At 64.0% G+C, this 20858-nt stretch carries 16 protein-coding genes and 1 tRNA gene; 3 read left to right on the plus strand and 14 right to left on the minus strand.

Features of this window, described 5'->3' with window-relative positions; translation table 11 throughout:
- Nucleotides 1-21: 21 nt before the first annotated feature.
- From rplU to dapE, 3 genes are all read right to left on the minus strand, one after another.
- Nucleotides 22-330, minus strand: coding sequence for a 50S ribosomal protein L21 (rplU, locus tag P273_RS0102185; protein WP_024626855.1), 309 nt, complete (start codon nt 328-330; stop codon nt 22-24).
- Between the two features lie 154 nt (nt 331-484).
- Nucleotides 485-3082, minus strand: coding sequence for an Rne/Rng family ribonuclease (locus P273_RS0102190; RefSeq protein ID WP_253269554.1), 2598 nt, complete (start codon nt 3080-3082; stop codon nt 485-487).
- Nucleotides 3083-3366: 284 nt separating this feature from the next.
- Nucleotides 3367-4596 (minus strand): succinyl-diaminopimelate desuccinylase, encoded by a 1230-nt coding sequence (dapE, locus tag P273_RS0102195; protein ID WP_024626857.1) that lies wholly within the window; start codon nt 4594-4596, stop codon nt 3367-3369.
- A 143-nt stretch (nt 4597-4739) separates the two neighbouring features.
- On the opposite strand from dapE, the gene P273_RS0102200 reads away from it, so the two are divergent.
- Nucleotides 4740-5684: an AEC family transporter gene (locus tag P273_RS0102200; protein ID WP_024626858.1), complete on the plus strand. Its 945-nt coding sequence runs from the start codon at nt 4740-4742 to the stop codon at nt 5682-5684.
- Nucleotides 5685-5706: 22 nt separating this feature from the next.
- Here the strand turns inward: P273_RS0102200 and P273_RS0102205 are convergent, their stop codons facing one another.
- From P273_RS0102205 to P273_RS0102240, 8 genes are all read right to left on the minus strand, one after another.
- Nucleotides 5707-7056, minus strand: coding sequence for a Maf family nucleotide pyrophosphatase (locus P273_RS0102205; protein WP_029676030.1), 1350 nt, complete (start codon nt 7054-7056; stop codon nt 5707-5709).
- Nucleotides 7046-8098 carry a homoserine kinase gene (gene thrB, locus P273_RS0102210; protein WP_029676031.1) on the minus strand — a complete coding sequence of 351 codons (1053 nt, stop codon included), beginning with the start codon at nt 8096-8098 and terminating at the stop codon, nt 7046-7048. Before thrB ends, P273_RS0102205 begins: the two co-directional genes overlap by 11 nt.
- The gene (locus P273_RS0102215) at nt 8098-9438 is read right to left on the minus strand and encodes a homoserine dehydrogenase (protein ID WP_081709211.1); all 1341 of its coding nucleotides are present in this window, start codon (nt 9436-9438) and stop codon (nt 8098-8100) included. Before P273_RS0102215 ends, thrB begins: the two co-directional genes overlap by 1 nt.
- A 95-nt stretch (nt 9439-9533) precedes the next feature.
- Entirely contained in the window at nt 9534-11105 is a 1572-nt protein-coding gene (locus P273_RS0102220; protein WP_024626861.1) for a diaminopimelate decarboxylase, read from the minus strand.
- A 27-nt stretch (nt 11106-11132) separates the two neighbouring features.
- A complete protein-coding gene (argS, locus tag P273_RS0102225; protein WP_024626862.1) occupies nt 11133-12890 on the minus strand; it encodes an arginine--tRNA ligase in 1758 nt (585 codons plus the stop codon).
- A gap of 43 nt (nt 12891-12933) precedes the next feature.
- Nucleotides 12934-13323 carry a Rid family detoxifying hydrolase gene (locus tag P273_RS0102230; protein WP_024626863.1) on the minus strand — a complete coding sequence of 130 codons (390 nt, stop codon included), beginning with the start codon at nt 13321-13323 and terminating at the stop codon, nt 12934-12936.
- Between the two features lie 103 nt (nt 13324-13426).
- Complete coding sequence (gene spxB / locus P273_RS0102235; protein WP_024626864.1) at nt 13427-15181, minus strand: pyruvate oxidase; 1755 nt, start codon at nt 15179-15181, stop codon at nt 13427-13429.
- Nucleotides 15182-15467: 286 nt separating this feature from the next.
- Nucleotides 15468-15543 (minus strand) — tRNA-Arg (locus tag P273_RS0102240).
- Nucleotides 15544-15902: 359 nt separating this feature from the next.
- On the opposite strand from P273_RS0102240, the gene P273_RS0102245 reads away from it, so the two are divergent.
- Nucleotides 15903-16544, plus strand: a complete 642-nt coding sequence (locus P273_RS0102245; protein WP_024626865.1) for a hypothetical protein — start codon at nt 15903-15905, stop codon at nt 16542-16544.
- Between the two features lie 12 nt (nt 16545-16556).
- On the opposite strand, the gene P273_RS0102250 is transcribed toward P273_RS0102245, so the two are convergent.
- From P273_RS0102250 to P273_RS0102260, 3 genes are all read right to left on the minus strand, one after another.
- Nucleotides 16557-17522, minus strand: a complete 966-nt coding sequence (locus P273_RS0102250; RefSeq protein ID WP_024626866.1) for a tetratricopeptide repeat protein — start codon at nt 17520-17522, stop codon at nt 16557-16559.
- A gap of 117 nt (nt 17523-17639) precedes the next feature.
- Nucleotides 17640-18653 carry a hypothetical protein gene (locus tag P273_RS0102255; RefSeq protein ID WP_253269555.1) on the minus strand — a complete coding sequence of 338 codons (1014 nt, stop codon included), beginning with the start codon at nt 18651-18653 and terminating at the stop codon, nt 17640-17642.
- Nucleotides 18654-18667: 14 nt separating this feature from the next.
- Complete coding sequence (locus P273_RS0102260) at nt 18668-19747, minus strand: hypothetical protein (protein ID WP_029676034.1); 1080 nt, start codon at nt 19745-19747, stop codon at nt 18668-18670.
- Nucleotides 19748-19829: 82 nt separating this feature from the next.
- Here P273_RS0102260 and P273_RS0102265 point away from each other — a divergent pair, with 82 nt between their 5' ends.
- Nucleotides 19830-20768 (plus strand): FKBP-type peptidyl-prolyl cis-trans isomerase, encoded by a 939-nt coding sequence (locus tag P273_RS0102265; RefSeq protein WP_024626869.1) that lies wholly within the window; start codon nt 19830-19832, stop codon nt 20766-20768.
- Nucleotides 20769-20858 lie beyond the last annotated feature (90 nt).

The following is a 20858-nucleotide window of genomic DNA, read 5'->3' on the forward strand; positions in this document are numbered from 1 at the left end:
TTCCTGCCTCGACCTAGGCCCTCAGGCGATGGCCGTGATCTTGACCACGGTCTGCTTCTGGCGGTGACCCTTGCGGCGCGCCACGCCGGTCTTGTTCTTGAACTTCTGGATGTTGATCTTGGGGCCCTTGGCCTCGTCGTCCACGACCTCGCCCTTGACGGAGATCTTGGCCAGATCCTTGGCGGCCATGGTCACCTTGGATCCATCGACAACCAGCGCGACCGGAAACTCGACCGACTCGCCCTTCCTGGCAGCCAGACGGTTGACCGTGATCTGGTCACCGACCTCGACCTTCTCCTGATGGCCTCCGGCCTTCACAATCGCGTACATAGCCCTACCTTGCCTGTTGTCCAAAGCTGTATGCGCCCGGTATCCGAGTCCCGCCTTGCAATTGACGGACCCGTCCAGACACCAGCTAACCAGTATAGAAGCAAACACACCGCGTCGTCAAATGTGCCTGCCCCGCCGACAAAACGAAATTAGTCTATGACTCCTTGACGACATCCGCCGACTCAGCCTGGGCCTCGTCCTCGTCCGATGCCGCCTGGGCCGCCGCAGCGATCCTGGCCAGCTTGGCCTTGACCGCAGGCGTCGAGCCGGTGGACAGGGTCTCCTTGGCAGAGGAGCCATGTCCATGCTTGTTGGTCTTGACGAAGGGGTCGCCGCCCTTGACCGCATAGGGGTCGGCATAGGAGGCGGAGATGGTCGGCTTGTCATGGAGGATGAAGCCTCGGCCGTGGCAGGTGGGGCACTCCTCGGAGAAGGCCTCGACCAGCCCCTGGCCCACCCGCTTGCGGGTCATCTGCACCAGACCCAGGGAGGTGACCTCCGCCACCTGATGCTTGGTGCGATCCCGGGCCAGGCACTCCACCAGGCGGCGCAAGACCAGGTCACGGTTGGCCGGCATGACCATATCCACATAGTCGATCATGATCATGCCGCCGATGTCGCGCAGGCGCAGCTGCCGGGCGATCTCCTCGGAAGCCTCCAGGTTGCAGCGGGTCACCGTCTCCTCCAGGGACTTGCCCTTGCCGATGAAGCGGCCCGTGTTCACATCGATGGTGGTCATGGCCTCGGTACGGTCGATGACCAGGGAGCCGCCGGAGGGCAGGTAGACCTGACGCTCCATGCCCTTGCGCAGCTGGCTGTCGATGCTCCAGCGGTCGAAGACATCCTTGCCCTGGTGCTCGGCCGGGTCCCAGTGCTCAAGCTTCTCCTCCAGGTCGGGGGCCATGGTCTCCAGGTAGTTACGGACCCGCTCATAGACCCCCTCGCCCTGGACCACCAGCTTGGCGAAGTCGTCGTTGAAGATGTCACGGACCACGCGGATGGCCACGTCCGGCTCGCCCTGCAGGAGCTTGGGGCGCTTACCGTGCAGGAACTCCTTGCGCTTGTCCTCGATCTTGCTCCACTGACGCTGCAGGTTCTCCAGGTCCTTGGTCAGGGCCTCCTCGCTGGCCCCCTCGGCCGCCGTGCGGATGATGACCCCCATGTCCTTGGGAGCCACCCTGGAGACGATGCTCTTAAGGCGGGAACGCTCGCGGTCGGGCAGCTTGCGGCTGACGCCGGTCATGCCGCCCGAGGGCACCAGAACCAGGAAACGGCCGGCCAGCGTGACCTGCGAGGTCAGCCGGGCGCCCTTATGGCCGATGGGATCCTTGGTGACCTGAACCAGCACGGGGTCGCCGGACTTGAAGGCCAGCTCAATCCGGCGGGGCTGGCCCTCCAGACGGGTGGAATCCCAGTTGACCTCGCCAGCGTAGAGCACACCGTTGCGGGCCTGGCCGATGTCCACGAAGGCAGCCTCCATGCTGGGCAGGACGTTCTGGACCCGGCCCAGGTAGATATTGCCGACAGTGGAGACCTCCTGAATGTCGGAGACATAGTGCTCCACCAGGATGTCGTCCTCAATGACCGATATCTGGGTGTGGTGCTCCTTCTCACGCACCACCATCAGACGGTTGACGTTCTCACGGCGGGCCAGGAAGTCCTGCTCGACCAGCTGGGACTGACGCGAACGCTCGCGGCGGTTGTCCCGCCGACGCTGCTTCTTGGCCTCCAGACGGGTGGAGCCCTCCACGTCAGTGATCTCGTCAATGTATTGCTGCTTGCGGGAACGGCGAGTGCCGGACACCTCCGACTCGCCCTCTGCGGACTTGGAACCCCTGCGACGGCGGCGACGACGGGTCAGCGGGGCCTCATCCTCATCATCCTTGTCCTTGTCCTGCTCGTGCCCACGACGGCGACGACGGGTGGAAACGGATTTCTCGGAGTCCTCCTCATCGCTCTTGGCACGGCGGCGACGACGGGTGCGGGTGCCGGACTCCTGCTGATCCTCGTCCTGCTCCTGGTCCTCGTCGTTCACGAAGGTGATGCCCTCGTGGTCCAGATCCTCCTCGATGCGCTCCACCTCGTCGGCGGCCCTACGCTCCTCAGCGTTGAGCCTGCGGGAACGGCGCGAACCGCCCTCAGAAGTGTTCCTGGACCTGCTCCGGCGAGAGACCTTGGGCGATTGTTCGGCATCCTCGTCCTCATCATCCCGCTCGTCGCGCTCATCGTGCTCAGGCCGGGTGGCGGGTATGACGGGCTCCTGGAAGAGCAGGGATGTCATAGGACGGGGGCGGGAGGCGCGCGGACGTTCATCCTGCTCTTCAGCCATCCGACCTGCCCTCTGGCTGCGGCCCGAGGTCAGTGCCTCCACAGCCTCAATGGCACGCTCCTGACGCTCCTGATCAGCCTCACCCTCCTGGGTATGCTCCTCGGTGCGTCGGCGGGCAGCAGTTCGGGTGCGACGACGAGTGGTCGTCCTGGTCGGCTTGGTCTCACTCTCATCCACCTGGATGTCCTGATCGGCCGCCTGATCCTCCTTGGGCTTGCGGGCGCGACGGCGACGGGTGGCGGAGGGCTTGGACTCGTCGTCTTCCTCCTTGGCCTTGCGGGAGGCCTTGCGCTTCTCGGCCTCGACCTTCACAGGCACGTCGGCACCAGCAGCACCGGCCACTCTGACCACGCGCCGTCCAGCGCGGCGACGGGTGCCGGAACCAGCGGTCTGGTCGACCTGCCGTTCCTGTCCATCCCTGATAGTGGACCTATTATCCTGGGTATCCTCAGTATTCGTTTTTTCGGGCACAATGCTCCTTGCGGCACGCCGCCTCGCACCGCTCTCACGGTTCCGATCCGTCCTCACGCTGCACTCTCACTGCAGCCGCGCACCTGCGTACGCCCGATCGAAACGCCTTGGCAAAAAGTCTTCCTGACGCAGGCGGACACCGACGCCCGCACGGATCACTGGGTCTCCGTCCGGGGGGATCAACGCCTACGCTGCAAGTGGTCAGGCAGAACCACCGTCCTCTAGTATGTCACAGATCAGCGGCTATCAGGTCCATTGAGCCATTCGACCAGTATGGCTTCCAGCCGAACCAGGTCATCCAGGGGCACCTGTTCGTCGGCCTTGTGGGCTAGTAGGGGATCCCCCGCCCCCAAATTGACGGCTGGTAGGCCAAGGGCTGAAAACCGCGCCACATCGGTCCATCCCAGCTTGGCGCGAGGCTGCTGACCCGTGGTTCGGGCGACCAGGTCCGCCAGCGAACGCGCCCAAGGCGAGTCCAGACCAGGACGGGCCGCAGGCGATTCGTCGCACATGCGCACCGAAAATCCCTGGAAGACTCCGCCCAGGGCCATGTGTTCACCATTGCCCAGCTCAGCGCCCGTCCCCTGACCCATCATCAGCTCCTTGGCCTGGGCCAGGCTCTTGTCGGGGGCGAACCGGTAATTGACATGCACCCGACAGCGGTCGGGGATGACGTTGGTGCCCAGGCCGCCCTCGATCATGGTGGCGTTAAGCCCCTCCCGATAGTCCAGACCATCCACCTTCACCGTGGCCGGATGGTACTGCTCCAGCCGGTCCAGAATGGGCGCTGCAGCGTGGATGGCGTTGCTGCCCATCCAGGCCCGGGCGGAGTGTGCCGCGGTGCCGTGGGTAATCAGGTCGAAGCGCATGGTTCCGTTGCAGCCGGCCTCGATGGTGCAGTCGGTGGGTTCGCCGATGATGGCGAAATCCCCCTGTACCCAGTCGGGGTGGGCGGCCACCACACGGCCCAGCCCGTTCAGATCGGCCCGGACCTCCTCATGGTCGTAGAAGATGAAGGTCAGGTCATAGACCGGCTTCTGCAGGGTGAGCGCCAGGTGGAGGAAGACGGCATCCGAGGCCTTCATGTCGGCGGTGCCCCGGCCATAGAGCACCCTGGATCCTGGGTGGGCGGCAGCCAGGTCGGCGCGGATGTCCGGGTCGCCCGGCTCCAGCCAGCGCGGGGGCAGGTTCCCATCCACGGGGACGGTGTCCAGATGACCGGCAAGGACGATGCGGTGGGGGCGGCCCAGCTGGGTTGAGGCCACGACCGTGTCGCCCAACCGTCTGACCAAGAGGTCAGCCCTTGACGACAGGGCCCTCTGGACGGCATCAGCCAGGGCGCTCTCCTGGTCGCTGACCGAGTTCAGGGCGGTCATGGACTCCAGTATCCTTGCCAGGGCCTGTGCAGGTTCAGCCTCCTGCACGCCGGCGAGAAGATCAATATCGGTCTGTGTGTTCTTGGCCATAATGCCATGCTAGCGGGCCGGGAATCGCAGGTGGACTCGCAGCCGCAAGCATGAAGCCCGGGTGGCACAATGGGGACGACAGAAGCGGTGGCACTCCGCCTGGGAGACCGCCGTCCACCATGCGAGACGAGGAGGATGCCGGAGTGCCTGGACTGCTCAGTGCCATGGAAGGATTCTTCATCATCGGCGTGGTCATCGCCGTGGGCTATGTGGCCGCCCGCTTCCATGTCGGTGGTCCCACGGCCCAGCTGGTACTGAACAAGTACTCCTTCTTTGTGTCAACGCCCTGCCTGATGTTCGCCATCCTCTCCAAGCAGAAGCTGTCGGTCATCTTCCACCCCAGCATCATCGTGGCCTTCCTGTCGGCGGCGGCTGTGGGCCTGCTCTTCGTGGTCCTGAACGCAGCCAGCTTCCACCTGCCGGCCGCCGAAGCCACCATCGGCGCTCTGGACTCCCTGTATTTGAACTCAAACAACATCGGGCTGCCTGTGGCCACCTATATTCTGGGCAATCCCACACTGGTGGCGCCCATCCTGGTCATGCAACAGGCCCTGTTCACCCCCATCGGGCTGACCGTCCTGGATGCGACCACCTCCGGCAAGCTCTCGATCAAGACCATCCTCAAACAGCCCCTGAAGCAGCCCATCCTCATCGGCTCCATAGGCGGCATAGTGATTTCGGCCATCAGCGCCCAGGCCGGTCATTTCGTCATCCCCGACTTTGTCTACAAGCCCATCGACATGATCGGGCAATCTGCCGTGCCCATGATCCTCATGGCCTTTGGCATGTCCCTGCGGGGTTCGCGGCCCATGGGCCGGGGCACCGACCGTCGCGCCACCCTGTGTGCGGTCATCCTGAAGAATCTGGTCATGCCCATCATCGCCTACCTGCTGGCCCGGTTCATGATGGGTTTCAGCGGTGCGGAACTGTACGGGTGCGTGGTTCTGGCGGCCCTGCCCACCGGCCAGAACGTCTACAACTATGCGGCCCGGTACGAGGTGGGAACCACCTTCGCCAGGGACGGCATCCTGCTGAGCACGATCAGCTCGCCCGTAATCATCGCCCTGGTCGCTGTGCTTCTGAGCTGATGAACCCGATCGGGCCTTCTGTTCAGCCTTCGGCCGCCAGAGTCTCCAAGCGTTGCCGGAAGTGCGGCCAGTCCTGACCGAAGGCCTTCAGAAGGGGCAGGTCCGCGACCTTGTCCAGATCCACCCATTCCAGGGCAATGCTCTCATCGTCATTCATGCGGGGCTCGACCTGATGGCCAGGACGCTCAAAGGCCAGGATGGTCGTGTAGCCCCAGGGTCCATGATCCTCCAGGTAGGAGCCCACCACCTGAATGTCCTCCGGACGGATATTGGCCTCCTCATAGCTCTCGCGCAGACCGCCCTCCAAGGGGTTCTCCCCGTCGGAGATGGCGCCGCCCGGCACACCCCAGGTGCCGCCCTCGGCGCTCCAGCGGGCCCGGTGCTGCAGAAGCACACTGACCGGCGCGCCCGTGTCGGCATCACGCCGGGCCAGCAAGACGCCGGCAGCCCCGTTGAGCCCCCAGTGACGTCTGCCGCAAGCGCAGTCCACCCACCCGTCGCCAGGCTGGTGGACGTTCTCCACGGGGGCGACCAGTCCTTCAGGACCATGCGTCGTTCCGGCTGTCTGCTGCCGCTCAGGCATGACTCGTCCCGCCCACAGTTGAGGCCAGGAGACACCCAGCTCCTGGGCCAGGGCGCGCAGAGTGGGCATGCTCAATCCCATTACCCCGCTGGGATCGCCTTGGATGCCCTGGATGAAGGCACTGCCCAATCCCTCCAAGGTGAAGGAGCCGGCCACCTCCAAGGGTTCGCCGGTGTCCACATAGGCCTGCATGACGGCCCTGTCATAGTCTCCAAAGGTCACCTGAGCGCTGCTGACCGCTCGGGCCCGTCGGCCGGTGGCCAGATCGATCAGACAGTGGCCGGTGACCAGGGTGCCGGTTCGGCCACGCATGGCCATCAGCCGCTCCAGAGCACGCTCCGGCTGGTGAGGCTTGCCCATGACGGCGCCGTCCATGCTGAACAGTGAGTCACACCCCAGCAGGAGGGGTCCGCGCCCGGCGCCGAGCATCCCGCCCCAGACCCCAATGACCTGGCTCATGGGATCCCTGGAGGATGCATCCGAATCGCCCTGGCTCAGAGGTCTAAACGTGACCAGATCGCCCCGCGAGCGCCTTTCGGCATCCTTGACGGCATCCATGGTCGCTTGGACAGCCGAAGCCTTGGCCTCAGCCAAAACACTGACCCGTTCGCGCACATCCAGGTCCTCCAGGTGGCAACCCAGTTTACGGGCCCGTTCCGCCAGGACGGCCGGCTCATCCGCTTTCGAGGGTCGGATGATGGGGTCGATGCCCGCCTGGACCAGAAGCCGGCGCCTGGAAGGAGAGGATGAGGCCAGAATGAATGGGATATGCCTGTCTTCAGTGTTCACGATAGCCTTCCTGGTCCCCTTCCACCTGAACCCCCTTGCGGTCCACGTCCAACGACAGGATCCGCCAGCGGCCGGAATCCAGATAGTCCTTGGCAAGGGTCTGCAGCTCATTTTCGGCATCACCGTAATGCAGGACGATAATGCAGGGCCCGGCTCCAGAGACGGCCGCCGCGTAACCCTGACGGCGCAGGAGCTGCAGGAGCTTGGTTGAGGAGGGCATGAGCCCGGCCCGATATGGCTGATGGAGCCGGTCCTGGGTGGCTACGAAGAGCAGGGCGTTGGATCTGGCAGCCTGCTCATTTGCCTCGGCTCCCTGGTCATCCAAGGATCCAGGGTTCAGAGCGCCAGGAATCAGGGCCGCCCGTGACAGGTTGTGAACGGCATCCGCGTACGGCACCCGGTTGGGCAGGGCCTGCCGTGCCTTCTGCGTGGACAGATGAGCGCCGGGAACGAAGACTGTGGCTTTGATGGCCGGATCCACCTTGTAGCGCAGGGTGTGGTAGCCACCCTCCAAGGGCGCCCCCCCGGCTATGGGCAGGGAACCCACCCCCTCGCCAGTGGCCAGATCATAAGAGACGGTCAGCCCACCGTAGACAGCAGGCGCCACATTGTCGGGATGCCCCTCGATTTGGGCTGCAAGGGAGAAGACGGCATCACGGCGCAGTGGGCCCTTGTGGGCGAAGGCCGCAGCCGCCGCGATTCCAGCCACGATGGCCTCGGCGCTGGATCCCAACCCTCTGGCCTGGGGGATTCGGTTGACCGCGCGCATGATGAAGCCGAACCTTGGCAGTCCGAAGACCTGGCAGGCCCGCCTGAAAGTAGAGACGACCAGGTGGGTCTCGTCCCGGGGCAGGGTCCGCTCCCCCTCGCCCTTGATCACGACATAGGCGGTGGTGTCGCCCGGGTCCACGGAACGGGTGAAGACGATCTCGTCATGGTAGTCCAGCGCCAGACCGACCGCATCGAAACCTGAACCCAGGTTGGCGCTGGTAGCTGGCACCCGTACCCGCACAGTAGACGGACCCTCTGCAGCAGCTGCCATCATTGGGCCTGCCGATCGAAGACGCGCAGGATGGAGGCCTGCCCGGTGACCGAGTCGAAGGTGGAGATTCGCTCGACCACCTGCCGCAGGGTCACCTCATCGCACAGGTGGGTGACCACGCGAAGCTGCTGGATCTCGCCGCTATAGCCCGGGTCATGCAGGGTGGGCTTGATGTCCTGGTTGACGCCGTTGATGGAGATGCCCGCCTCGGAAAAGACCTGGGCAATGGCTGCCAGCACGCCAGGCTTGTCGTGGATCAGGAAGCGGACGGCAAAGGCGGCCCGGGACGCATCCAGCGGGGCCATGGGGATGTTGGCGTACATGGGGATTCCCGGACCCATGCCATGCTGGACGATGTGGCGGGCCTCGGTGACCACATCCCCCAGAACGGCTGATGCGGTGGGTGCCCCGCCGGCACCCCGACCGTAGAACATGAGGTCGTCGGCGGCCTTGGCAGTGACGAAGACGGCGTTGAAGCTGCCATGGACCGAGGCCAGAGGATGGTTGTCTGGGATCAGCGCCGGGTAGACCCGGGCGGAGATACCCTGTTCGCCGCGTTCAGCCACGGCCAGAAGCTTGATGACCCGGTGCTCGGTCTGTGCGGCCGCAATATCGTCGGCGGTGATGGCGCGGATGCCCTCGACGGGTACGTCATCCATGCGCACATCAGTGTGGAAGGCCAGCGTGGCCATGATGGCGGCCTTGGCGGCTGCATCCAGCCCGTCCACATCGGCAGTGGGGTCCGCCTCAGCAAAGCCCTTGGCCTGGGCGTCGCGCAGGGCCTGATCGAATTGCAGACCCCTGGTGGTCATTTCATCAAGAATGTAGTTGGTGGTCCCGTTGACAATGCCCACCAGGCTGGTGATGCCGTCGCCCACCAAGGACTCACGCAGGGGCCGCACGATGGGGATGGCCCCGCCCACGGCCGCCTCGAAGTAGATGTCGACACCCCGCTCTTCAGCAGCCCGGTAGAGTTCAGGGCCATGCTGGGCCAGGAGGGCCTTGTTGGCGGTGACCACGCTGGCACCGGACTCGATGGCCTTGAGCAGCAGGGTGCGGGCCGGCTCGATGCCGCCGATCAGTTCGATGACGATGTCCGCCCGGGTGACCAGGTCGGCTGAGTCTGTGGTCAGCAGGGACGGATCGATCCAATCAGCCTTGACCTTGTCAGGATGGAGGACGGCGATGCCCACCAGCTGCAGGGGACGGCCCACTCGACTGGCCAGGTCCTGGCTCTGTTCCACCAGGAGGCGGGCAGTCTGGGAACCCACGGTCCCGGCCCCCAGAAGTGCTATGCGGATGGGCCTGACGGCCTTCTGCTGCTGCATGCGTTCAGGCATATGGATCCTCCATCCGCCCCATCGGGGCCTGTCGCAGGGTGTTGCTCCATCTTAGAAAGCCAATCCGACACCCGCATCCGCCAAGGCGAAGCACATCATCCCTGATCCAAGGCCAGCAGATCATCCATGGTCTGCCGCCGCAGCATCAGATGGGCACCGGACTGGTCCAGACCCACCACGGGAGGGATCAGAGCCTGGTTGTAGTTGCTGGCCATGGTCCGCCCGTAGGCGCCGGTCACCGGCACCAAAAGCAGATCACCCCGGCGGATGTCCGCAGGCAGGGGCACATCCTGCACCAGGATGTCTCCCGATTCACAGTGCTTACCCACCACACGGGCCTGGATCCGGTCCGCACTGCCCTCCCGGTTGGCCAGAACAGCCGTGTATTCGGCTCCGTAGAGGGCCGGACGAATGTTGTCGCTCATGCCGCCGTCAACCGAAACGTAGGTGCGCACGCTTCCGTCAGACAGGGGGACGGGCTTGACGGTGCCCACCCGATACAGGCTCATGCCGCAGGGAGCCACGATCCAGCGGCCGGGCTCGAAGGCGATGACCGGCATAGGCATGCCCAGACGACGGTTGATGGCGACCATGTCAGCCCCAAGACTGGTCAGGGTCTGGTCCAGGTCCATCCGATCCTCATCCGAGGTGTAGGGCACGGAGAAGCCGCCGCCCAGATCCACCTCGGGCATCAGGTATCCGTCAGTGGCCCAGAAGGTGTGCCGCAGCAGCATCATGCGCCGGGCGGCCTCGATGAAGGCCGAAGAGTCATGAATCTGGGAGCCGATATGGGTGTGGATGCCCACCAACTCCAGTTCCCGCTCGTGGGAGCGAATCTCCTTGAGCAGGGCGATGGCCGGTCCGTCAGCCAGGGCGGACATGGCTTTGATCCGGGCGGGATCGGCAGGTTCAGCAGGCCCGTTGGCAGCTGAATACAGGGCCGAGGAGGACGGGGAGACCACAGAATCGACAGGAGCCAAGGGGGTGCCATTCTTCACGGCCGCCGAAGTCGCTGCTCCAGCCTGTCCGGAGGATCCAGGCTCAGGTCCAAGGTCCAGCAGGCCCACGTCAGTGCCCTGGGGAAGCAGAGGAATGCCGAACTTCTGATCCTCGTGTGCAGTGGAAATGTACTCGTGGCCGCCGGCGTGCACACCCACGGTCACCCGGAGCATGACCTTGGCGCGACGTCCCTGGGCCCTTGCAGCAGCGGCGATTCGTGCAGGCTCGTCGGGCGCGTCGATGACGATGGCCCGGTAGCCCTCCCTGACAGCCAGGTCGATCTCCTGGTCGGACTTGTTGTTGCCGTGCAGGACCAGACGACGGCCAGGGGCGCCGGCAGCCTGGGCAATCAGCATCTCACCCAGGGAGCAGGTGTCGATATCCAATCCCTTCCTCAGCATGATCCGCACGGTCTCCTTGCTGAGGAAGGCCTTGCCCGCGTAGCTGACCCTGGTGGTCGCACCGCCCAGGTCTCGCAGGGCCGCCTGACGGAAGGCCGAGGCTCGTTCCACCATCATCGCAGTGTCCATCAGATACGTGGGGGTGCCGTAACGCTTGGCCAGGTCCTCCATGGAGCACCCGTGCATGGTCAGCATGCCCTGGTGGTTCCGCTGCAGAGCTCCGGGCCAGAACCCGTCGGGCCCCAGCCCGCACATCCCTGTTTCCATCAACGACCTCCCGGTGACCTTGAGGGTTTACATACGGTCCGGAGCCTGGACGCCCAGCAGCCCCAGACCGTTGGCGATGACCTGCTGCACGGCATCATTGAGCCGCAGACGCGCTGCCGCACGGGCCGGCTGTGGATTCCTGTCCTCGTCCTGATCCAGATCCTCACGGCCGGTCGGCTCCATGGGCACCACGCGCTCCAGGTTGTACCAGCGGTGATAGACCCCAGCCAGCTGCTCCAGGTAGTGGGCAACCCGGTGGGGGGCCTTCTGATCGCCTGCAGTCTGAACCACATTGGGATAGAGTGCCAGGACGCCCAGAACCTCGTTGTCAGCCGCAGTGTCCAGCAGGGACAGGTCGGCCGCGTACGGGTCGATGCCAGCCTGGGCTGCGTTCCGATCCACATTTTTCGAGCGGGCGTGCGCATACTGCACGTAGTAAACGGGGTTGTCATTGGTGTGCGAGGCCAGCAGGTCCAGGTCGATGTCCACGCTCTGGTTGTAGTCGGTGCGAGCCAGGGAGTACCGGGCGGCATCCACGCCCACGGCATCCACCAGATCGTCGATGGTGACCACGTTGCCTGCCCGCTTGCTCATGCGCACGGCCTGGCCGTCCTTGATGACGTTGACCAGCTGGCCGATCAGGATCTGCATGTTCACCCCGGGGGTGTCTCCGAAGGCCGCGCAGATGGCCATCATCCGGCCGATGTAGCCGTGATGGTCGGCACCCAGCATGTAGATGGCTTCGTCGCAGGGATCCTTGGGCCTGCGCCGCTTATTCAGATAGTAGGCGATGTCGGCCGCCACATAGGCTGCGTGGCCGTCGGACTTGATGATCACCCGGTCCTTGTCATCGCCGTAGGTGGTGGAGCGGAACCAGGTAGCCCCGTCCTTCTCGAAGATGTCGCCCTTGGCCCGCAGTTCGTCAATGGCCCGGTCCACCTGGCCGGACTCATACAGGCTGTTCTCATGGAACCAGACATCGAAATTGACCCGGAAGTCACGCATGGACTGCTGGATCTCGGCGAACATCATGGGCACAGCCCGAGTGCGGAAGGCCTCACGCTGGGGGCTGTCCCCCTCTGCACCATCCTCGTCGCGCACCCTGGGCATGGCCAGGATGTCCTGCCCCTGGTCGGCGGCCTCCTTGACCACCCGCGAGGCGATCTCATCAATGTAGGAGCCCTTGTAGCCGTCAGCAGGCACGGGCTCGCCGTGAGCCGCCGCCACCAATGAGCGGGAGAAGCGGTCGATCTGCGTGCCATGATCGTTGAAGTAATACTCCCTGACCACCTTGGCGCCGTTGGCCTCCAAGACCCGGGCCATGGAGTCGCCCACGGCCGCCCACCGCGTGCCTCCGATATGGATGGGACCCGTGGGATTGGCCGAGACGAATTCCAGATTGAGCGTGCGCCCGCTCAGGTGATCGTTGCTTCCGTAGGCGGAGCCCGCCTGCAGGACAGCATCGACCACAGCAGCCGCCGAGGCCGAATCCAGGGTTATGTTGATGAAGCCTGGGCCGGCCACATCCACCTGGGCGATCCCGTCGGCCTCTCGCAGGGCTTCGGCCAGGACCTGCCCCAGTTCCGCAGGCCTCATGCCGGCCTTCTTGGCCAGCTGCATGGCTATGTTGGTGGACCAGTCCCCGTGGGAGCGATCCTTGGGGCGCATGACCGCCAGATGGGCGGCATCAGGAACCATGTCGGGCTCCAGACTTCCCAGGCGGCCCGACTGGGCCATCTGGACGGCGGTCGAAGAGATGATACGGGCAAGTGCTTCAGGACTCATGCCCCCAAGTCTAGCGACGGCGACGACCAGCAGCCGGCCTGTCTCAGGCCAGAGCTACAACCTCGATCTCGACCAAGGCCCCCTTGGGGATGTCCGCGCCACCGAAAGCCACGCGGGCCGGCCGCACCGAACCGATGAAAACCTGGGAGTAGGCCTGGTCCACCTGGGTGAAATCCTCCACCCGCCGCATAAGAACAGTGGCCTTGACCACCTTTTCCATGCCGCTGCCGGCTGCATCCAGGATGTTCTTGACGTTCTTCAGGGCCTGGGTGGCCTGATCAGCCGCAGTGCCCTCCACCAGATCGCCAGTGTCCGGGTCGATGCCCAGCTGTCCGGAGACAAAGACAAAGCCGCCGGCCTTCACAGCCTGACTGTAAGCCCCCAAGGCCTGGGGCGCATATGGCGTACCGATCTCTTCTGGTCCATCTTCCATGGATCCGTCCTTTCTTCAGGTCCGCCGCACCTATGCCAGGCCGAAGCCCCGGGCGGACACCGTCCACTATAGGAGTGCCCGCCCGGCGCAAGCGGTACCGGTCTCAGCCCTTGCGAGCCTCCTGACCCATCCAGTAGGCCAGGGAGCGTAGATCGCCAGCCTCGTAGGTCTTGACGAATTTCTCAACCTGGTCCGGATCCGAGCAGGTCTCCGGGAACCGCATATAACGGGTGTCCAGGGGGCTGGCCTTCGTCAGCTTGATGTCGATGACCGAAGACCTGTCGGCCTTACGAGCCTCGGAGAAGGCGTGACGGGCATCGTCCACCGTGCGCACGGTGAAGCCCAAGGCACCCATGCCCTCGCCGACCTTGGCCCAGTCGGTGTCGGGCAGGTCCACTCCGCTCAAGGGCTGATGGCTGTCGTCGCGCTGCTCGGCCTCGATGTAGCCCAAGGACTGGTTGGAGAAGACCACGTTGATGACCGGTGCATGGTACTTGAGCTGGGCCAGCACCTCCTCGCCGAGCATGGCGAATCCGCCGTCGCCGCTCAGGGAGTAGACGGTCGATTCCGGATGCTCCAGCTTGGCAGCCAAGGCAGCCGGCACGGCGTAGCCCATGGTGGCGTGCTTGCCGGAGACAGTCCAGCGGTTGGTGGGCTTCAGATGCAGCAGACGCAGGAAGTCGATGTCCACATTGCCCACGTCGGGGATGACAATGTCATTGTCCTCAAGCTGCTGATCGATGACGTGGAAGACAGGCTCGGGCCTCAGGGGCGTGCGGGTGTCCTCGTTGAAGGAGGCCAGCCACTGGTCCCAGTTCTCCTTGCTGCGCAGGCAGGCCCTGTAGAAGACGGACTCCTCCTGATCCTGGCCGGCGGCGGTTATAGCCTTGAGGGCCTCGCGGGCATCGGCCTGGATGGCCAGGACCACATTGGCCTGGAAGCGCTTGCCCAGCTTGACCGGGTTCAGGTCGATCTGGATGACCTTGGTGTTGGGAGTGACGAACATGGACCCGAAGGGGTTGTCCGAACCCACCCAGACCGTCAGATCCGAGGTGTAGATAGCCTCCGTGGCAGTCTTGGTGGCCACACGTCCGGCCGACTGCAGGTAGGCAGGATAGGTGTCCTCCACGATACCCTTGGCCGGGAAGGTGGAGACCATGGGCATCTTGAAACGCTCGGACATGGCGACCAGCTCATCACGGGCCCCGGCAGCGCCCTGACCGAAGTAGAGCAGCGGCGCCTTGGCGGACTGAATGATCTCCACTGCCTTGTTGACCTGATCTGCCGCAGGCTTTAGCGGCTCCGGCTTGCGGAAGTTAGGCGCAGATGCCACCGGGCGGTCGTCGATCTCAGCCCAGGCCAGATCCTTGGGAATGATGACCACGGAGACCCCGTGGTTGGCATAGGCGCGGCGGATGGCCTCGTCCACCAGGGTCGGCAGCCCTTGGGCGTTGGTGGCAGCCCGAGCGAATACGGCCACATCGGTAAAGATAGGCACCTCGTCCATGGCCTGGAAGAAGTCCATGTTCATAAAGGCCTGCGGCACCTCGCCCACCAGGGCCAGCACCGGCACACCGTCCTCACGGGCATCGTAGAGGCCATTGAGCAGGTGGACCGCCCCGGGACCCGACGAGCCGAAGCAAACACCGATCCGACCGGTCAGCTTGGCCTCGCCGGCGGCGGCCAGGGCTCCGGCCTCCTCATGACGGACCTGGATGAAGTCGATGCGCTCGCGCTCGTTGTGGATGGCGTTCATCATGGAGTCGAAGGAACCGCCGGGCAGGCCATAGATGCGCGGCACCCCCCACTGCTCCAGGACGTGAAGGACAGCATCCCCTGCATTGATTCGATTGGCCATGTGAACTCCTTTGCTTCACCGGGGAAAGGAGGCTCCGCCACAACGCGGAAGCGTCGGCCCTCCCCGACGTTCGGTCTTACCCTTTCACTATGGCACCTGAGAACGAGGACACAAGCGGGCCAAGGGTCATGTTCCTCAAAAGCTTAGTGATTCACCACACATATCTTGACGCATCGCATGCGCTTATTTCATCCAGTGAGTGCCATGATCATAATCCCGGACATAATGACAGACGGGAGTCATATATAAAAAAATCCCTGTACTTTTGACCGCAGAGATTTCACCTTGGTGGGCTCGAAGGGATTCGAACCCTCGACCTTCTGTTCCGGAGACAGACGCTCTATCCGCTGAGCTACGAACCCGACAGCCACTTTCCAGTGGACAACAGAGACCATACTAGGACACTTTGTGCATTTTCGCACCCATGCGCGTCCTCACGTGTCGGTCCAGCTCACGCTGTTCCCGGCGTGTTGCCCCAAGATTTCAGGCGTTTCGTAGGTATTGTGATGGCATGGCTTCGTGTCACCGCCCCGGTTGCGCCATTGCATCCTCATGCGGTGGCGCGAAGCCGCCAACATTCCCGGATGATCTTCTCTCGGGATGATTCACACTCTAGTTCCTTCACCCGGCCATCACAAGCGACCTTCACATACCTGGACAACTCGAATGGGCTGTGGACGGCAAATGGTGGCCGCACCCGGCCTACCGTACCATGGGATGCATGGCCATGAATGAGGACGAGAACGAGGACGATTTCGAGTTCGAGCGCAGATTCTTCTGCCGAAACCTTCCCCGGGAGCTGCTCGGGGAGAGTCGACCTACCCTGATCGTGCAGAGCTACTACGTGCATGAGGACAACTTCGCCCTGCGTGTGCGCCTGCAAGGCCAGGTGGACCCGGTGGTTCCCATGACGACCCGAACCGATGCCCTCCACACCCTGCTTGAGGAAGGCGACCACTTCGAGGCTGCCTCAATGACCGCCAAGGGACCTTCCGTCGGCGGCACACGCTACGAGGCCGAAAGGGCCATCGACCCGGGCATCGCCCTGGAGCTGATCCTGCGAGGCGGCATTCCCATCGTCAAGAACCGGTATGGAGTCTGGCTGGACGAGGACTGGTGGAACCTGGATGTCTTTGGGGACGGAAACGCCCCCTTGGTGGTGGCCGAGGTGGAGCGGACCGGGCCGGTGACCGACCTGACCATCCCTGATTTTTGCGCCACGGAGATCACCGATGACCCGAGATTCTCCAACGATGGGCTGGCCGACCATCCCTTCGGCGATTGGGCGACCAACTTCGACCGGGAGCTGAAGGCCAGCGGACCGCGCTTCCTGACCAACTTCGACCAGAACCGAGATTCCTGACCCAGGAGCGGTTCAGTACATCAGCGTGGACAGACGGCGTCGGGCCTTGGCCAGCCGAGGATCGGTAGGCTCAGGAATGACGAAGTACTCCAGCAGACGGCGGCGGATGGGATCGGTCTGATCCCGGTGCCCGGCCAGAAAGTCCAGCAGACGATCAAAGGCATCCTGGATCTGGCCGCCGATCATATCCACATCGGCCACATCCAACTGGGCCTGCAGGTCGTCAGGGGCATCGGCAGCCGCCTGACGGACCTTGCGGACATCGGCCGTGGCTGAACGAGCCATCAGCAGGCACTTGGCCTGTTCCCGCTTGGCCAGATCGTCGGTCGCGTCGGCCTGGACCAGCTTGCCATAAGCTTCGGCCGCAGCTGCATAGTCGCCTTCCTGGGCCAGCCGGTGAGCCTCTTGATGGGCAGGAGGGATGGCATCAGCCGCTGCCTGGCCGGCTTGCTCATCTTGGCCCTGGTCGTTGGTCTCCTGGTAGGGGGCGCTGCCGGTGATGCCGGCCTTCTGTGCCATCTGAACCACCTGCGGGATGAGCTGATCGATGATCTGGTTCATCTCCTCATCGGTGGGCAGCCCCTGCAGGATTGGCATGGGTCGGCCTGCCAGCAGGGCAAAGAGGGCCGGCGCGCCCTGCACCTGGAAGGTCTGGGCGATCTGCGGATTGGAGGCGATGTCGATGCGGGAGAGCTGAATGCGCCCCTCCTGGGCATTGACGGCCTGGGCCAAACGGGTGGCCAGGGGAAAGAGGCGGTCGTCGGTGGGGACCCAGAGCAGAACCAGAATGGGGAAGGTGGCCGAGGTCTGGACCATAGCCTGGAAGCTGGCCTCCGTGGTATCGATCACGTAGCCGCCGGCAGCGGGTGCGCCTCCCTGCTGGCCTGGCTGAGCATCGACCTGATGCTTGAGCGCGCCCAGGTCGACCGCTCCTGCCAGCGAGACACCCGGCTGCCCCTGCCCGTTCTTGTTCGCCATGTCAGTCCTCCTAAACCTCGCGGCCGCCGACTGCAGCTTCGGCCCGCCCTCGATTGCATACTCCTGCAAGCCAATCTAGTCCAAGGATCGGGCGTTCACCCAGCGCAATCCCGCCCTTCAGACCGCTTCCACCTTGATGGGTTCACGCTCGGCGCCCACGGCCCTGATGGGCTCATGCGAGTCCGCTGAAGGTATGTAAAGGGCGATTACGTTGACATAGGTGACCTTCATGGTGCTGGTAGGCTTGCCCTGTCCGAAGAGGGCCTTCTCGGCATCCGAGGCCGGCGAGGACTCGCGACCCTCACCCGCCTGCCTGGTCCAGACCGAATCGATCCGGGCCACGACCAGATCGCCTCCATCGGAGGAGTGCATGACCCGCAGTTGCCCCTGTGCCGGGGTGAAGGTCTGCGACTGGCTGCCCTTGTTGGCTTCGATCCCCTGCTGAACCACCTGAGTCAGCGTGCCCAAAGAGTTGCGGAAGTCATCCTGGGCGAACTCCTTGGCATACTTGCTACCCTGGGGATTCTGCAGGAGGTCGGCATAGCGGCGCACGGCCTCCACCGGCGTAGCCTTGAGCCCTTGATCGTCGCCCTGCCCCATCCTGGCGCCGATGGTGGCCACCGGGAACTTGGGCAGCTGGGCCCCCTGGAAGAGCCGGGCCACCCCCCAGAGCTTGTAGTTCTCATGGGCGGACTCCTGGTCCAGAACCAAGAGGCGCTTGGACTGCTGATCCTGCGTGGTGGTGGTAATCGAAAAGACCGAGCGCGGCCAGCCCGGATCGCCGGGGATGACCGTCTGAGCGATGGTGGTAGGGATGGTCGTCTTGGGATCCAGCTGCCCGGTGGCCTGGGCAATGGTCAGTTCGCTGGTGCGGATCTCCAACTGGGGGCCGCTGACCCGCTGGTCCAGCCCGGCCGGATCCTTGGCCTCGTTGGCCTGGTCCAGAACAGCCCCGATGCTCTTGCGTATGCGGGCCTCCTGGGCAGGGGTCAGATTGGGCTCAGGGGCGGTGGTCGCAGTGCTCTGAGGCTCGGTCCGGCGAGCTTGGGGAACCTGCCCCTCGCAGGCAGACAGTCCCGGCAGGAGGATCAAGGTCAAGGCCAGTGCCGCTGCAGCCGTCACCTTGTTCATCGGCTTATTCATACTCATCGGCGCTCCTCCTCCCCTTCGTGGGCAAGCCTGGCCAGGTAAGAGGCCATCTCCTGGCTGCTGATGACCCTGGTGGACGACACATCGTCGGCTCCCCGATCACCGCTGACAGTGCGGCCGTCACTATCTTCCTGTTGGTCGGCGACCAGATTCCGATTGCGCGGATCAATCACCACGGGCGGCCTGGGCGGGGGACCTGGATCCCCCTGACGCGCCTGGCCGCGGGCATGACGCCGACGCCGACCCGAGGTCGAGCTACGCCGTTGCCCCAGCCCAGGCAGAATGGCGCTTCCCAGGGCCTGGGCCACACTGACCTCGGGAGTTTCCTCAGACTCCTGCTCGGGCTCTGTCTGCTTGCGGCGCTTGGCCGGCTCCATGGCGAAGACCGTAGCCGAAAGAACGGCCAGCAGGGCCAGCAGCCCACCGGCGAAGTAGAAGGGCATGGCAAAATTAGGCAGCTTGTCCCGCTGCCAGAGCATCTCCAGCCCCAGGGAACGGGAACCCTGGGGGACCGCCACCAGCAGGACGGCCTGCGGGTCGTCGGTCTTCAGAGACATCGACACGCTGCTGTCAGAACAGGTAACCTGTTTCCACATATCCGAATCCTGAAAGGCCACGCCCTGATCATGTTTGACGGCCTTGCCGGGGCTGGTGTCCCTGCCAACGGACAGGGTCTGCCAATCATCCAGGCCACGCACCCGGGCCACATCCTGCCCGGCCGTCCAGCCGGCCGCATCTTTAGCCGTGGTCAGGGCCATGCAGATGGTCGGCTTCTGCGACTTATGCGCTGTGGACCCCGAGGCCCCGGTAGAGGCCGCATCCACACGCATGGTCACTCTACTGTCCACCAAAGGAAGCACACCTGGATCGGTCACCACATAGGCTGCCTTCGTGCGCGCATGCGCATCCACGTGGGCCGAAGGCTTCCAGACCGTGGCGTTCATAATGCCCAGCACGATGGCCGCCACAGCCAGCAGTCCGAAGATGGGGGTGACGATGCCGCGCATGATCATGCTGTGACGCGAGGGCTTGTCAGGCCGCGTCATCTCATCGGTTTCTTCGGGTACTTGCTCCATATTATCGACATTCTACCGTCGGCTCCCTATGATCTGGTTTCCGGCACCGGGAAATCACCCATAAGCCCTAAACTGGTCTTCTATGACCATCATCGCAAAACAATCAGGCAGCAAGCGTCTGCTGGGCGCCATGACCGCTCTGGCCCTATGTCTTGGACTGTCGGCCTGCGGCGGGAATTCTGACGAGGACGGGCACTCGGGGGACACCATGCAGGGCGTATCAGCCAGTGGCAAACTTGGCAGCAAGCCCGACATCAGCTTCAAGACTCCCTTCAAGGTCGAGAACCAGACCCATCAGGTCATCCAGAAGGGCGATGGCGAGGTCATCCGCGACGGGGATCGCGTATGCACCAGGAGCCTGGCCCTGGATGCAAAAACCGGCAAGGTAATCAACTCCACCTGGGACAAGAGCAGCCCGGAGTGCTCCATCGTCATCAACAAGAAATCCATCCCGGCATACTATGACACCTTCAAAGGCCTCAAGGTCAACTCCACCGTGGCCGTGGGCATCGATGAGTCAAGCTCCGGCAGCAGCAGTCAGGCGACCAGCTCCTATATCATGGCCCTGACCTTCGTCTCTCGGTCCAAGAACCTGACCCGCGCCGAGGGTCAGAAGGTGACCGACCTGCCCAGCGACCTGCCCAAGATCAGCCTTGACAACAAGGGCAAACCCTCCCTGGATCTCAACGGCTACCAGCCCAAGGGAGGACTGGTCGTCCAGCCGCTAATCAAAGGCAAGGGGGCCAAGGTCGGCCAGCATCAGAGCGTCAGTGCCAACTACACCGGCTGGCTGGCCTCCAACGGCAAGCAGTTCGACTCCTCCTGGGACCGGGGGCAGGCCAGCGACTTCAGCCTGGACCAGGTGGTCAAGGGCTGGCAGCAGGGTCTGGCCGGCCAGACGGTGGGCTCTCAGGTTCTTCTGATAGTTCCGCCCGAACTGGGCTATGGCAGCCAGCAACAGCAGAAGATCCCGGCCAACTCGACCCTGATTTTCGTGGTTGACATCCTGGCCGCCTACTGACCTGTCAATTCACCAACTCAGGCAAATAGGGGCCCGTGCTCATCCAAATGCGACTGGATGGGCACGGGCCCCTGTCATAAGCGAGACGAC

Origin of the sequence: Bifidobacterium sp. A11 (assembly GCF_000499185.1) — a bacterium.
Taxonomy (GTDB): domain Bacteria; phylum Actinomycetota; class Actinomycetes; order Actinomycetales; family Bifidobacteriaceae; genus Bombiscardovia; species Bombiscardovia mizhiensis.